Origin of the sequence: Roseomonas sp. FDAARGOS_362 (assembly GCF_002754815.1) — a bacterium.
GTDB lineage: Bacteria > Pseudomonadota > Alphaproteobacteria > Acetobacterales > Acetobacteraceae > Roseomonas > Roseomonas mucosa.
Genome location: NZ_CP024588.1, coordinates 3,661,605 through 3,675,982, shown reverse-complemented (window position 1 = coordinate 3,675,982; position 14,378 = coordinate 3,661,605). Strand labels below are relative to the sequence as shown.

Sequence of the window (14,378 nt, the reverse complement as noted above, 5' to 3'; positions counted from 1 at the left end):
GCCATGGGCGCGAACAGGCATAGCCGGGCGCGATGCCTCACGCCCGGCAGGGTGCGGCGCGTTTAGACGGGTTTGCGCGGGAAGGAAAGGCGAATCCGCCCCCTCCCCCGCGAGCCAGCCATGCGGGCCGGCAGGTGGTGTCAGCCGTGGGGCCTGAACACCACCTTGATGCAGTTGTCCTTCTTCTCGCGGAAGGTGTCGTAGAGGTCCGGCCCGTCCTCCAGGCTGCTGGAACGGTGGGTGATGATGAAGGAGGGGTCGATCTCCCCCTTCCGGATCCGCTCCAGTAGGGGCTTCATGTAGCGGTGCATATGGGTCTGGCCCGTCCTCATGGTCAGGCCCTTGTTCATGAAGGCCCCCATGGCCACCGGGTCGAAAGCCACATAGACCCCCGGCACGGACACGATGCCCCCCGGACGGCAGGCCAGGATTGCCTGGTTCAGGGCGAAGGCGCGCTCCATGCTGATGGTCTTGCTCATCACCGCCGAGGCGACCTTCTGCACCAGCGTGTCGGCGCCATGGCTTTCCATGCCGACCGCCTCGATCACCGCGTCGGGGCCCAGCCCCTTGGTGAGCTCCAGGATGCTCTCCTGCACCTTGCCCTCGGCATAGTCGATCACCTCGGCCCCGGCCTCCCGCGCCATGGCGAGCCGCTCCGGCACCGTGTCGATGGCGATCACCCGCGCCGCGCCCAGCAGGAAGCACGACTTGATGGTGAGGATGCCGACCGGGCCGCAGCCCCAGACGGCGATGGTCTCGCCGCCTTTGATGTCGCAATGGTCGGCAGCCATGTAGGCCGTGGGGAAGATGTCGGAGAGAAAGAGCACCTGCTCGTCCGACAGATCCTCCGGCACCTTCAGATGGGTCACGTCGGCATAGGGGATGCGCAGATACTCCGCCTGCCCGCCCGGGAAGCCGCCGGTGATATGCGAGTAGCCGAAGAGCCCGGCGGTGGCGTAGCCGAACTGCTCCGCCTGCATCTTGCCGTTGGGGTTGGTGCGCTCGCAGAGGCTCCAGTTGCCCCATTGGCACTGCCGGCAGGCGCCGCAGCAGATGGTGAAGGGCACCACGATCCGGTCGCCGACCTTCAGCGCCGTGTTCTCCTTGCCGACCTCGACCACCTCGCCCATGCATTCATGGCCGAGCACGTCGCCCTTCTCCATGGTCGGGACATAACCGCCCATCAGGTGGAGGTCGGAGCCGCAGATGGCGCAGGCCGTCACCTTGATGATGGCATCGCGCCCGTCTTGGATCTGCGGATCGGGCACGGTCTCGCAGCGGATGGTGCCGCGGCCCTGCCAGGTGAGTGCCTTCATGACCGGTTCTTCCCGAATGACGTGGACCGGCCAGAAACGTTCCGGGGCGGTGCGCTGTTGCGTACCGCCCGATCAAGTCATTCGTGAAAACAAGGATCTGGACGTTATAACATCGCCCTCGGCCTGCTGCCGGTCAGGCGGCCACGGCCTGCCGCACCGCCGCCAGCGCCTCGTTAGCCTTGCCGGCCTCCGGCCCGCCTGCCTGCGCCATGTCCGGCCGCCCGCCGCCGCCCTTGCCGCCCACGGCGGCGGAGGCGGCGCGCACCAGTGCCACGGCATCGGCCCGGCCCTTCGCCGCCTCGCCGACGCCGACCACGATGCTGGCCTTGCCCTCGGCGGTGGAGACCAGCGCCACCACATCCGCCGTGCCGCCCTTCAGGATGGCATCGGCGATGCCCTTCAGGTCCTTGGCCGGGGTGTCGCCCAGGTCGCGCAGCGCAAGGCGGAGGCCGTTCACCTCCTCCACCTCGGCGGCGGCCCCGCCGGTGGCCAGCTTCTTGCGCAGCTCGGCCACGTCGCGCTCCAGCCTGCGCCGCTCCTCCAGCAGGGCGGCGACGCGGGCCGGCACCTCGGCGGTGGTGCTCTTCAGCGCGGCGGCGGCGTCGCGCAGCGTGCGCTCGGCGCCCTCGACCAGCGTCAGGGCGGACTGGCCAGTCACCGCCTCGATGCGGCGGACGCCAGCGGAAACGGCGGCTTCGGAAACGATCTTGAACAGGCCGATATCGCCGGTGCGGGCGACATGCGTGCCGCCGCAGAGTTCCAGCGAATAGACGCCGTGCTTCTCGGTGGCGGCGGGGTCCTCGCCCATGCCGACCACGCGGACCTCGTCGCCATACTTCTCGCCGAACAGCGCCATGGCGCCCGCCTCGACCGCCGCCTCGGGCGTCATCAGCCGGGTGGTCACGGCGGTGTTCTGGCGGATGCGGGCATTCACCTCGCCCTCGACCCAGGCGAGATCCTCGGGCGTCATCGGCGTGGGCTGGGAGACGTCGAAGCGCAGCCGGTCCGGTGCGTTCAGCGAGCCCTTCTGCGCCACATGCGTGCCCAGCCGCCGCCGCAGCGCCTCGTGCAGCAGGTGCGTCGCGGAGTGATGGGCGCGGATCTCGCCGCGGCGGGCATGGTCCACCTCCGCCTGCACCGCTTGGCCGGGCTTCGCCTCGCCATGCGCCACGGTGCCGAGATGCACGAAGAGGCCCAGCTTCTTCTGCGTGTCGCGCACCACGATGCGCGCGCCGTCGGCGGCGGTGATCAGGCCGGTGTCGCCGACTTGGCCGCCGCTCTCGGCATAGAAGGGGGTCTGGTTCAGGATCACCGCGACCTCGGCCCCGGCGGGGGCGGCATCCACCACCTTGCCGTCCGCGACCACGGCCAGGATCTCGGCCTCGGCGCTCTCGGTGGAGTAGCCGAGGAACTCGCTGGCGCCGATCCGCTCCTTCAGGTCGAACCAGAGCGTCTCGGTGGCGGCCTCGCCCGAGCCGGCCCAGGCGGCGCGGGCGCGGCGCTTCTGCTCGGCCATGGCGGCCTCGAAGCCCTCGACATCCACCGGGCGGCCCTCGGCGCGCAGCGCGTCCTGCGTCAGGTCGAGCGGGAAGCCGAAGGTGTCGTAGAGGCGGAAGGCGACCTCGCCCGGCAGGGGCTGGCCCTCGCCCAGCCGGCCCGTCTCCTCGGCCAGCAGGCCCAGGCCGCGGTCCAGCAGGGTGCGGAAACGCGTCTCCTCCAGCCGGAAGGTCTCCTCGATCAGCGGCTGCGCGCGCACCAGCTCCGGATAGGCGGCGCCCATCTGGCGCACCAGCACCGGCACCAGCTTCGCCAGCAGCGGCTCGCGCGAGCCCATCATCTGGGCATGGCGCATGGCGCGGCGGAGGATGCGGCGGAGCACGTAGCCGCGCCCCTCGTTGGAGGGCAGCACGCCGTCGGCGATCAGGAAGGAGCCGGAGCGCAGGTGGTCCGCCACCACGCGGTGGCTGGCCTTGAAGGGTCCGTCCGCCGCCTGCCCCACCAGCTCGGCGCTGGCGGCGATCAGGGCGCGGAAGGTGTCCGTGTCGTAGTTGTCGTGCACGCCCTGCAGGATCGCGGCGAAGCGCTCCAGCCCCATGCCCGTGTCGATCGAGGGGCGGGGCAGCGGCGCGCGCACGCCCGGCGGCCCTTCCTCGTACTGCATGAAGACGAGGTTCCAGATCTCGATGAAGCGGTCGCCATCCTCGTCCGGTGAGCCCGGCGGGCCGCCCGGGATGGAGGGGCCGTGGTCGTAGAAGATCTCGGAACAGGGGCCACAGGGGCCGGTATCGCCCATCCGCCAGAAATTGTCGGAGGTCGGGATGCGGATGATCCGCTGGTCCGGCAGGCCGGCGATCTTGCGCCACAGCGCCGCCGCGTCCTCGTCCTCGGAATAGACCGTGACGAGCAGCTTCTCCTTCGGAAGGGCGAAGTCCTTTGTCAGCAGGGTCCAGGCATGGGTGATCGCCTGTTCCTTGAAATAGTCACCGAAGGAGAAGTTTCCCAGCATCTCGAAGAAGGTATGGTGCCGGGCGGTGTAGCCCACGTTGTCCAGGTCGTTGTGCTTGCCGCCGGCGCGCACGCATTTCTGTGCCGTGGTCGCGGTGGAATAGGGCCGGCGCTCCTGCCCCGTGAAGACGTTCTTGAACTGGACCATGCCGCTGTTGGTGAACATCAGCGTCGGGTCGTTGCGCGGCACGAGCGGCGAGCTCTCGACCACCTGGTGCCCGTTGCGGGCGAAGTAGTCCAGGAAGGTGGCGCGGATGTCGTTGCTGCTGGTCATCGGCCGGCGCTGGTCTTCTCGGGCAGGAAATGGAATCCCTGCGGCATAGCGCGGCACGGCCCGCGGCGCAAAGGGGCGGCCGTTTTTCCCGCCCCCCGGGTTGCGCCTCACGCCCGGCATGGCCGCGCCCCCGGGAGGGAGCGGGGGGTGACAGTGCCGCCGCCCTGTCGGATGATCGCCGCAGCAACGCCCCCGGCCCGGCCTCTCCCAGGCCCGGAAGCAAGAGGGCGGCGGGAGAAGACATCCATGCCCCATCCGACCCGGCGCCTCCTGGGCGCCGCCGCCCTGGCCGCCCTTCCGGCCCTCGCCCTGCCCGGCCGGCCCGTGCTGGCGCAAGGGAAGCCGGCCACGCCCTGGCCCGACCGGACGACCCGCATCGTCGTGCCCTTTCCCCCGGCGGGCACCACCGACATCCTGGCGCGCATCCTGGCCGACCGGCTCGGCCCCAGGCTCGGCGTGGCGGTGGTGGTGGAGAACCGGGCCGGCGCCGCCGGAGTGATCGGCAGCGAGGCCGTGGTGCGCGCCGAGCCGGACGGCACCACCCTGCTGATGACCACGATCGGCACAGGCGCCATCAATTATGCCCTCTACGGCAAGACGCTGACCTTCAAGCCGCAGGACCTCGTCGCCGTCTCCAACATGGCGAAGCTGCCGAACGTCATCATGGTGCCCGCCTCCTCGCCCATCAGGACGCTCGCGGAATTCGTGGCGGCGGCGAAGAAGAAACCCGGCATGACCTTCGCGAGTTCGGGCAACGGCACCAGCCTGCACCTGACCGGCGAGTTGCTGAAGCTGGAGGCCGGGATCGACCTGACCCACGTGCCCTATCGCGGCTCCGGGCCGATGATCACCGACGCCATCGCCGGGCGGGTGGACATGGCGGTGGACAACCTTCCCTCCTCGCTGGGCCATATCAAGGATGGCCGCCTGCGCGCCCTCGCGGTCACCAGCGCCGGGCGCAGCCCGGCCCTGCCCGACGTGCCCACCACCGCCGAGGCCGGGCAGCCCGGCGTGCAGGCCCTGGCCTGGTTCGGCGTCCAGGCCCCAGCCCGGATGCCACGCCCACTGGTGGACCGCCTGGCCACGGAGATCCGCGCCGTGCTGGCCGAGCCCGCCACCATCGCCAAGGTGCGCGAGCAGGGGGCCGAGCCGGTGGGCGATACGCCGGAGGAGTTCGAGGCCTTCATCACTTCCGAGATCGCGCGCTGGGGCGAGGTCGTGCGGCGCGCCAAGGTGACGGTGGACTGAGCCGATGCCCATGCCGAGGGAACGTGTCCTGGTCACCGGCGGTGCCTCCGGGATCGGGCGTGCGGTGGCGGAACGCTGCCGCGATGACGGCTACGAGCCGGTGGTGATCGACATCGGGGGCGCGGAAGGGGACGGCATCCTGCGCGCCGACCTGTCCGACCCGGCGCAGACCGCCCGGGCACTGGAACAGGCGCTGAGGGATGGGCCGATCACCCGGCTGGTGAACAATGTCGGCGTGGTCCTGCCCGGACCGGTGGAGCAGCAGGACCTCACCACGCTGGACCGCGCCGTGGCGCTGAACCTGCGCTGCGCCCTGCAATGCCTGCAGGCGCTGCTGCCGGGGATGAAGGAGGCCGGGTTCGGCCGGGTGGTGAACGTTTCCTCCCGCGCCGCGCTGGGCAAGGAATGGCGCAGCGCCTATGCCGCGACCAAGGCCGGGCTGATCGGCATGACGCGGGTCTGGGCTCTGGAGCTCGGCCCCCGGGGGATCACCGCCAACGCGGTCGGCCCCGGCCCGATCCGCACCGCGCTGTTCGACCGCGCCAACCCGCCCGGCAGCGAGCGGACCCGCGCGATCACCGAGAACATCCCCGTCCGCCGCATGGGCCGGCCGGAGGACGTGGCGCAGGCCGTGTCCTTCCTGCTCGACGCGCGCAGCGGCTTCGTGACCGGGCAGGTGCTCTATGTCTGCGGCGGCATGACAGTGGGCGTGGCGGGGGTGTGACCCCGCCCGCCCTGGGCGCAGATCTCCTGCAGCACCACGGCGTTGTTGTGGGCCACGTCCCGCGCGCCGAAGAGCAGCGTGACCCGCCGGTGCCGCGCCACCTCGGCCAGCAGGCTTTCCAGGGCGAGGCTGCCACGCAGCTCCGCCCGGTAGCGGGCGCGGAACTCCGCCCAGCGGGTCGGGTCGTGCCCGAACCACTGGCGCAGCGCGTTGCTGGGCGCGACCTCCTTCAGCCACAGGCCGATCCAGGCCCCGTCGCGCCGCAGCCCGCGCGGCCAGAGGCGGTCCACCAGGACGCGGAACCCGTCCGCTTCCTCCGGCGGATCGTAGGCGCGGCGGATCCGGACCTCCGGCGCGGCCTCCCGCCGTGTCATGCCGGAACCTCCGCCCGTGCTTCCGGGGAATCCTCCGGGTCGCCCTCCATCCCCAGCCTCTGACGCAGCGCGGGGGCGGTCGGGCCCAGCAGGTCGCGCAGCGTCCGCCCGTCCAGCACCGCCATGAAGGCGCCCAGCGCCTCGGCCAGCGCGCCCTGCAGCCGGCAGGCCCCCGAGATGGCGCAGCCCACGCCCGGCAGCGGCGTGCCGCCCGGGGCGAAGCAGGTGACCAGGGCCAGGTCCTCCTCCGTCACCCGCACCACGTCGCCGATGCGGATCTCCTCCGGTTGGCGTGCCAGGCGCAACCCGCCGCCCCGCCCACGCAGGGTCTCCACGAAGCCCGCCTGGCCGAGCCGGTGCACCACCTTGGTCAGATGGTTCTCGGAGATCCGGTAGGCCTTCGCGATCTCGGCGATGGAGACCAGCCGCTGCGGCCGCAGGCCCAGGAAGATCAGCGTGCGCAGCGCGTAGTCGGAATGCAGGGTCAGGCGCATGGATAAGATGTATGCCCTTTACACCTTTTTGCCAGGGATTTATAAGGTGCATATCGAATGCACCTTATGGATAAGGCCATGCCCAAGCCCCTCAGCGAGAAGACCATCCAGATCGTGAAGGCGACCGTTCCCGCCCTGGAGGCGCACGGCCTGGCCATCACCCGGCGCATGTACGAGCGGATGTTCCAGAACCCCGAGATCCGCGACCTGTTCAACCAGTCGCATCATGGCGAGACGGGCTCGCAGCCCCGCGCCCTGGCCGCGGCGGTGCTGGCCTATGCGCAGAACATCGACAATCTCGGCGTGCTTGGCCCGGCGGTGGAGCGCATCGCGCAGAAGCATGTCGGACTGAACATCCTGCCCGAGCACTACCCGCATGTGGCGACCTCGCTGCTCGGCGCCATCCAGGATGTGCTGGGCGAGGCGGCGACGCCGGAGATCCTGGCCGCCTGGGGCGAGGCCTACTGGTTCCTGGCGGAGCTGCTGATCGGGCGCGAGGCCGAGATCTACCGCGACCAAGCCACGGCGCCCGGCGGCTGGAGCGGCTGGCGCGACTTCCGTGTCGCGGAGAAGCGGGAGGAGAGCGGGATCGTCACCTCCTTCGTGCTGGAGCTTGTGGATGGCGGCGCGGTGGTGCGGCACCGTCCCGGGCAGTACCTGACCTTCTGGCTCGACCTGCCGGGCCATCACCCGCTGAAGCGGAACTACAGCATCTCCTCCGCCCCCGACGACCGGCGCTACCGGATCAGCGTGAAGCGCGAGCCGATGGGCGCGGTGTCCAACTGGCTGCACGACGTGGTCCAGGTGGGCACGGTGCTGAAGGTGGGCGTCCCGGCCGGCGAGTTCTTCCTGGAGCCCCGCCAGCAGGAGCGCCCTGTCGTGCTGCTGAGCGGCGGCGTCGGGCTGACGCCGATGCTGAGCATGCTGGAAAGCATCGCGGCGGAACGGCCGGAGCTGGAGGTGCACTACGTCCACGGCACGCGCGACGGCGGCACCCACGCCATGGGCGCCCGCACGCGGGGGCTGGCGGCCGGAAACCCGCGCATCCATGTCACCAACTTCTACGAGACGCCGCGCTCGCATGACGTCGCCGGCCGCGACTACGACGTGGCCGGATGCATCAGCCCGGAATGGCTCCTCGCCAATACCCCGGTGCGGGAGGCGGATGTCTTCCTTTGCGGCCCGCGGCCCTTCCTGCGCCTCTTCGTGAACGGGCTGATCCAGGCCGGCGTGCCGGCGGACCGCATCCACTACGAGTTCTTCGGCCCGGCCGACGAACTCCTGGCCGCCTGAGGTCCGGCCTCTTCCCCGCGGACGGCCGTTCCCGCATTCCGCTCCGTGGCATCCCCCCGGGGAAGAGGCCCTGCCTCTCGCCCCAAACCCCCACTCCGCCGGAGAGCGATGCCCTCTGGCGCGATCAGGCGCCGGCGGGGGCCAACTCATCGGGTCCAGGGCGCGCAGCGTCCTGGCGGATGGGGGGACCGGGGGTGAAGGCAGAGCCTTCCCCCCGGGACAGAGCAACGCCGAGGGTTCAGGACCAGGTATCCTTCAGCCGGTAGTACGTGCCGACGAAGGGCATGAACCAGGGCGGGCCGAAATGCCCGGGCACCGGCTTCCAATCCAGGCCGCGCAGGGGGTTGGCCTGTGGCTCCCCGGCCATGACGCGGGCCATCCGCTGGCCCATATGCACTGACATCTGAGTGCCATGGCCGCTGTAGCCCATGGCGTAGAACAGCCCGTCCCGTTCGCCCGCGCGCGGTAGGCGGTCGGCGGTGAGATCGACGATGCCACCCCAGCAATAGTCGATGCGCGGCCGGCCGAGCTGCGGGAAGGTGCGGTGCAGCCCGGCCTGCAGCACCCGCCCGCTCTTCGCGTCCGAGCTGGGCGAGGACAGCGCGAAGCGTGCCCGCCCGCCCCAGATCAGCCGGTTGTCGGGTGAGATGCGGAAGTAGTTCCCGACATTCAGCGTCGTCGTGGCGGTGCGGCGCGTCGGCATGATGGAGTCGAGCTGCGGCGCCGCCAGCGGCTCGGTCGCGATGATGAAGCTGCCGATCGGGATCACGCGCCGGCGGAAGAAGAAGGGCATCCGCGGGCTGTAGCCGGTGGCGAGCAGCACCTGCGACGCTTCCAGCACGCCGCGTGGCGTCGTGATGCGGTGCGCCGTGCCGTTCAGCCGCTTCAGCGCGGTCATCGGCGCGTCCTCGAAGATCACGGCGCCATGGCGCTTCGCCGCATCGGCTAGGCCGGCGCCGAAGCGGCCCATGTGCATCTGCGCGCTCTTCCGGTAGAGCAGCCCGCCGAAGAAGACGCCGGAGCCGACCTCCTCGCGGATGCGTTCGCGCGGCACCAGCGCCGTCTCGGCATCCAACTCCCGGTGCAGCAGGTCGAAGCCGCGCGCGATGGCGTCGTAATGCGCCGGCCTGGCCGCCAGCTTGATCTTGCCGCTCCGGCGGAAGTCGCAGGCGATCTGCTCCTCCCGCACGATGCGCTCCACCGTGTCCACCGCATCGTCATAGGCGCGGTACAGCGCCCGCGCCGCTTCCAGCCCCAGCCGCGCGGCCAGGCCGCCGATATCATGCGCCGTGCCGTTGTTCACATGGCCGCCGTTGCGCCCCGAGGCCTGCCCGGCGACCTTCCCGGCCTCCAGCACCACCACGCGCGCGCCGCGTTGCGCCAGGGCCAGCGCGGCGGAAAGCCCGGTGAAGCCGCCGCCGATCACGGCCACGTCCGCCCGCCCTTCCACTGGCCCCATGGCCGCCCCGGCGAAGGGGGTGGCGGTGTCCTGCCAATAGGACAACAGCTTCATCGCCCGGCCCCCGCGCCGCCACGGGCACGATCCGCCTTGCCGGCCCGCCATCGCCTGGACCGGTTCCCTGCCTGTTCCACCGGGCTCGCGCTCCTGCCATCCGGCTCTGCGTCGTGACACCTGCGGGCGGCGCCGAATCGCCCCGGCCGTCATGCCAGAAATGTGCCGGAATTCCTCGCCCATGCCACGCGGCACGGGAAGTGCAACCGGGCTTTGCTTTCCCGCGACACGCCCCCAGATGCCGGTGCAGGGCACGATCGCGGGCCAACGGCCCTCCGTGCCCCCGGCAGGAGGAAACGCGCCATGACGCTCCATGATTCCCGCAAGCTTCCCGGACCGGACCATCCCATCGCCATCGAGCCCAACCCGAAGAGGGTGCAAGTTCGCGTCGCCGGGCGGGTGATCGCCGACAGCCGCCAGGCTCTGGTGCTGCGGGAGACCAGCTATCCGCCGGTGCAGTACGTGCCACGCAGCGACGTGGACATGGCGACGCTGGAACGCAGCCGCCACGCGACCACCTGCCCCTACAAGGGCGAGGCCAGCTACTTCACCCTGAACCACGCCGGGACGCGGGTGGAGAACGCGGCCTGGAGCTACGAGCGCCCCCACCCGGCCGTGGCCGCCATCGCCGGGCACCTCGCCTTCTATCCCGACCGGGTGGAGAGCATCGAGGAAAGCTGAGGCTGCCTAACCCACCGCGCCGGCCGTGTTCCCGGACGTATCCCCCTGGCCCCGGCCCGGCGCCCAGACATCGTCCGGCGCGGACCAGAGGTCCCGCTGCCGCGCCGCCTCCGCCACCTCCGCGGCCAGGATGTCGAGGATCGCCTCGCCCTTCTCCGCCGTGCCGGCGCGTGGGTCGCCGATCGTGCCGGTGACAGGCGCGCGCTCGGAGAAGCTCCAGAAGCGACTGTAGCCCGCGCGGCCCGCCACGGCGGGCGGCGCCTGCCGCACCGCCTCCTCCAGCCTGTCGCGGCGCACCAGGTCCGGCGTCATCGCCAGCATCAGCGAGGTCTCGGCCTCGCAGGCATGGTGCACGCCGTCCTGCCGCTCCAGCAGCGGGCCGATCGCCGCCTGTGCCACCGCCCAGGGCGTGCTGGCCACCACCGCGAGGCCGAATTCATGCGCCAGTTCCCGCGCCGCCACCGCCAGCGGGTCGACATTGCCGCCATGGCCGTTGACGATCAGCAGCCGCCGGAAGCCCAGTGCCCGCAGGCTGCGGGTGACGCCGCGCAGCACGCCGTGGAACTCCGCGAAGTTCAGGCTGATCGTGCCGCCGAAGGGCAGGTGGTGCTCGCTCATCCCCGTCCACATGCCCGGCAGGACCAGGGCGGGCGGCGCGCCGTCCAGCAGCCGCGCGGCGCGGAGGGAAACCTCGCTGGCGGTGCGCGTGTCGGTGATCACCGGCAGATGCGGCCCATGCTGCTCCAGCGACCCCACCGGCAGGATCGCCAGCGCCTCCGGCCCCGCCGCCACGGCGCGGATCTCCGGCCCTGTGAGCCGCGCCCATTCCACCTCGCGCATCATCATCCCTTTCCTGAACGGAAGGCCGGATGGTGTCCCGGCCGATCAGCGCGGCGCGACATCCATCGCCCGCGTCATCTCGTCGGCGCGCGGCGTGTGCTTCAGGTTGTCGCGCATGGCCCAGACATTGACCTGCGTGTGCAGCGGGATCCAGGCGACGTCCCTGACCGCGACACGCACGGCCTGCTGCCAGAGCTGCTCGCGCTTCTCGTCATCCACCGTGACCAGCCCCTGCTCCACCAGCCTGTCGTATTCGGCGCTGGAATAGCCCGCCTGGTTCACCGTGCCCCAGCCGCGGCTGACGTCGCGCGTGCCCAGCAGGCCACGCAGGCCGGACGAGGGCTCGCCCGTGCTGTTGCTCCAGCCGCCAAGCGTCACCGAGAAGTCCCGCCGCGCGCTGCGCTGCGCGTTCACCGCGAAGGGCACCGTGTCCACCTGCGTCTTCACCCCGACGCGCGACCACATCTGCCCGATGGTCTGCGCGATCTGCGCGTCGTTCACATAGCGGTCGTTGGAGGCGTTGAGCTGGATGGTCAGCCCGTTCGGGAAGCCCGCCTCCGCCAGCAGCGCCTTCGCCCGCGCGGGGTCATAGGGCGGCGGCTTGATGTCGGGCGCATAGCCATAGGTGCCGGGCGGCATGAACTGCCCCGTCGGCACTGCGGCGCCGGACATGATGCGGTCCGCGATCCCCTGGCGGTTGATGGCGATGCTCAGCGCCTCCCGCACCCGGTGGTCGAGCAGGGGATTCCGGTCCAGCTTCTCCCCGTTCGGGCCGAAGACATAGGGGCTGGGCGCGTCGCTGCGGAAATCCGTGCGCAGATAGATCGAGCGCAGGCTGGTGGCCTCGGAGATCGCGATATGCGGCTCCTTGCGGATGCGCGCGATGTCGGAGGTCGGCACCGCGTCGATGATCTGCACGTCGCCCGCCTGCAGCGCCGCCACCCGCGCGCCGTCATTCGGGATGAAGCGGTAGTTCACCCGCGCCCAGTGCGGCTTGCTGCCCCAGTAGTCCTCGTTGCGCAGGAAGACAGCGCGGTTGCCGCTCTGGTAGCTCTCCAGCCGGAAGGGACCGGTGCCGATCGCGTTCCTGCCGTTGTTGAAGTCGCCCGTGGAGGGGTTCGGCCCCAGCCCGTGCCAGATGATCATCACCTGCGACATGTCCGCCACCATCAGCGGGTCCACCGCATGGGTGTGGAAGCGGACCGTGTGGGGATCGACGATCTCCACCCGCGCGATCGGCTTGGTGTAGAGCGCGTAGGAGCCGGGGCTGTTCACCACGGTCGGCACGCGGTCGATGGTATAGGCCACGTCCTCGGCGGTGAAGTCCTGGCCGTTGTGCCACTTCACCCCGCGTCGCAGCCTGAACTCCCAGGTCGTCTCGTCGATCGCCTGCCAGGATTCCGCCAGGCCCGGCAGCGGCTTGCCTTCCGGCGAGCGGTCTACCAGCGCCTCGAAGACGTGGTTGCCCAGAGCGATGTTCGGGGTCAGCGTGTAGTAGTGCGGATCGACGGAGTTCGGCGGCGCCGCCAGCCCCATCTCCAGCGTGGGCCCGGCCGGCTGCGCCAGGGCCCGGGGCGGCTGGAAGGTGGCGGCGGCGGTGAAGGCGGCCAGCACCAGCATGGCCGGCAGGATGCGCGGCGTGACGAACATCGGCGATTCTCCCGACAGGGAAAGTGCCGGCCGGAAGTCCCGCCCGCTGCTCTCCCGTTTCTGCAATGCCGTGTGCCGCGACCCTGCCCCGGCCCACTCTCGCGGTGGGGTCCGGCGCCGGCCAGTGCAGCAACCCGGCACCGGATCGTCAACCGTTCTTCCCGGACCGGACAGCGCCGCCACCGGGACGGCCGGCCAAAGACCGCGCAGCCGCGCCGGCCCGAAACGGAAAGGGGCCGCCCCCTTGCGGGATGCGGCCCCTTTCCGATGCTGCGGCGCGGGGAAAACCCGCCCGCCGTCACTCCGCGGCGGCGGCCGCTTCCTCGCCTTCGCTTTCCGGCGCCGTCAGCATGGTCTCGGCCACCTGGCCGGCCTGGGCGCGGATGCGCTGCTCGATGGAGGCGGCCATCTCCGGGTTGTCGCGCAGGAACTGCTTGGCGTTCTCGCGGCCCTGGCCGATGCGCTGGCTGTCGCAGGAGAACCAGGCGCCCGACTTCTCGACCACCCCGGCCTTCACGCCCAGGTCGATCAGCTCGCCGACCTTGGAGATGCCCTCGCCATAGAGGATGTCGAACTCGACCTGCCGGAAGGGCGGGGCCATCTTGTTCTTCACCACCTTCACGCGGGTCTGGTTGCCGATGACCTCGTCGCGGTCCTTGATCTGACCAATGCGGCGGATCTCCATGCGCACCGAGGCATAGAACTTCAGCGCGTTGCCACCCGTCGTCGTTTCCGGGTTGCCGAACATCACGCCGATCTTCAACCGGATCTGGTTGAGGAAGATCATCATGCAGTTCGAGCGCGAGATCGAGCCGGTCAGCTTGCGCAGCGCCTGGGACATCAGGCGGGCGTGCAGGCCGACATGGCTGTCGCCCATCTCGCCCTCCAGCTCCGCCCGCGGCACAAGCGCGGCAACACTGTCGATCACCAGCACGTCGATGGCGCCGGAACGCACCAGCGTGTCGGCGATCTCCAGCGCCTGCTCGCCCGCGTCGGGCTGCGAGATCAGCAGGTTGTCGATATCCACGCCGAGCTTCCTGGCATAGCCAGGGTCAAGCGCGTGCTCGGCATCAATGAAGGCGCAGGTGCCGCCCTTCCGCTGGGCCTCGGCGATGGCATGCAGCGCCAGCGTCGTCTTGCCCGAGGATTCGGGGCCGTAGATCTCGATGATCCGCCCCTTCGGCAGCCCTCCGATGCCCAGCGCCACGTCGAGGCCCAGGGAGCCTGTGGACACAGTCTCGATATCGGCCATGTCCTGCTTGGCGCCCAGCCGCATGACCGAGCCCTTGCCGAAGGCGCGCTCGATCTGGCTCAGCGCCGCGTCCAGTGCCTTGTTCTTATCCATACTGCCCCCGATCGCCCCATACTGGGGCGGATGATCTGCCACCGAGGGTCGAGGACCGGGGGGCTTCCGCCCGGATCGCGCCGACCAATTCCGTCTTCGGGAGCCTAGAGCGGCTCCCTAC

Annotated in this window: 12 protein-coding genes; 4 read left to right on the top strand and 8 right to left on the bottom strand. The window is 70.7% G+C overall.

Annotation, left to right across the window (positions count from 1 at the left end; translation table 11 throughout):
• Positions 1 to 140: 140 nt before the first annotated feature.
• Both CTJ15_RS21210 and alaS read right to left on the bottom strand, forming a co-directional pair.
• Positions 141 to 1,316, bottom strand: coding sequence for a zinc-dependent alcohol dehydrogenase (locus CTJ15_RS21210; protein WP_027297126.1), 1,176 nt, complete (start codon positions 1,314 to 1,316; stop codon positions 141 to 143).
• A gap of 133 nt (positions 1,317 to 1,449) precedes the next feature.
• A complete protein-coding gene (alaS, locus tag CTJ15_RS21205; RefSeq protein ID WP_075821407.1) occupies positions 1,450 to 4,095 on the bottom strand; it encodes an alanine--tRNA ligase in 2,646 nt (881 codons plus the stop codon).
• 246 nt (positions 4,096 to 4,341) lie between these two features.
• On the opposite strand from alaS, the gene CTJ15_RS21200 reads away from it, so the two are divergent.
• Together CTJ15_RS21200 and CTJ15_RS21195 are read left to right on the top strand one after the other, a co-directional pair.
• On the top strand, positions 4,342 to 5,343 hold the full coding sequence (locus tag CTJ15_RS21200) for a tripartite tricarboxylate transporter substrate binding protein (RefSeq protein ID WP_075821406.1): 1,002 nt from the start codon (positions 4,342 to 4,344) through the stop codon (positions 5,341 to 5,343).
• Between the two features lie 10 nt (positions 5,344 to 5,353).
• Positions 5,354 to 6,067: an SDR family oxidoreductase gene (locus CTJ15_RS21195; protein ID WP_075821411.1), complete on the top strand. Its 714-nt coding sequence runs from the start codon at positions 5,354 to 5,356 to the stop codon at positions 6,065 to 6,067.
• Here CTJ15_RS21195 and CTJ15_RS21190 read toward each other — a convergent pair.
• Positions 6,025 to 6,441 (bottom strand): DUF488 domain-containing protein, encoded by a 417-nt coding sequence (locus CTJ15_RS21190; RefSeq protein ID WP_075821405.1) that lies wholly within the window; start codon positions 6,439 to 6,441, stop codon positions 6,025 to 6,027. The genes CTJ15_RS21195 and CTJ15_RS21190 overlap by 43 nt on opposite strands.
• Positions 6,438 to 6,935 carry an Rrf2 family transcriptional regulator gene (locus CTJ15_RS21185; RefSeq protein WP_075821404.1) on the bottom strand — a complete coding sequence of 166 codons (498 nt, stop codon included), beginning with the start codon at positions 6,933 to 6,935 and terminating at the stop codon, positions 6,438 to 6,440. The genes CTJ15_RS21190 and CTJ15_RS21185 overlap by 4 nt, the downstream gene beginning before the upstream one ends.
• Before the next feature lie 78 nt (positions 6,936 to 7,013).
• On the opposite strand from CTJ15_RS21185, the gene hmpA reads away from it, so the two are divergent.
• Entirely contained in the window at positions 7,014 to 8,228 is a 1,215-nt protein-coding gene (hmpA, locus tag CTJ15_RS21180) for an NO-inducible flavohemoprotein (protein WP_099781961.1), read from the top strand.
• 238 nt (positions 8,229 to 8,466) lie between these two features.
• Here hmpA and CTJ15_RS21175 read toward each other — a convergent pair whose 3' ends face one another.
• A complete protein-coding gene (locus CTJ15_RS21175) occupies positions 8,467 to 9,741 on the bottom strand; it encodes an FAD-binding oxidoreductase (protein WP_075821402.1) in 1,275 nt (424 codons plus the stop codon).
• A gap of 303 nt (positions 9,742 to 10,044) precedes the next feature.
• Between CTJ15_RS21175 and CTJ15_RS21170 the strand changes: the two genes are divergently transcribed.
• Positions 10,045 to 10,422: a DUF427 domain-containing protein gene (locus tag CTJ15_RS21170; RefSeq protein WP_019463396.1), complete on the top strand. Its 378-nt coding sequence runs from the start codon at positions 10,045 to 10,047 to the stop codon at positions 10,420 to 10,422.
• Between the two features lie 6 nt (positions 10,423 to 10,428).
• On the opposite strand, the gene CTJ15_RS21165 is transcribed toward CTJ15_RS21170, so the two are convergent.
• The 3 genes from CTJ15_RS21165 to recA all read right to left on the bottom strand — a co-directional run bounded on the left by CTJ15_RS21165 (position 10,429) and on the right by recA (position 14,257).
• The gene (locus tag CTJ15_RS21165) at positions 10,429 to 11,262 is read right to left on the bottom strand and encodes a creatininase family protein (RefSeq protein ID WP_037249597.1); all 834 of its coding nucleotides are present in this window, start codon (positions 11,260 to 11,262) and stop codon (positions 10,429 to 10,431) included.
• Positions 11,263 to 11,307: 45 nt separating this feature from the next.
• Positions 11,308 to 12,912, bottom strand: coding sequence for an ABC transporter substrate-binding protein (locus CTJ15_RS21160; protein ID WP_099781960.1), 1,605 nt, complete (start codon positions 12,910 to 12,912; stop codon positions 11,308 to 11,310).
• A gap of 298 nt (positions 12,913 to 13,210) precedes the next feature.
• Positions 13,211 to 14,257, bottom strand: coding sequence for a recombinase RecA (gene recA / locus CTJ15_RS21155; RefSeq protein WP_019462667.1), 1,047 nt, complete (start codon positions 14,255 to 14,257; stop codon positions 13,211 to 13,213).
• Positions 14,258 to 14,378: the final 121 nt, after the last annotated feature.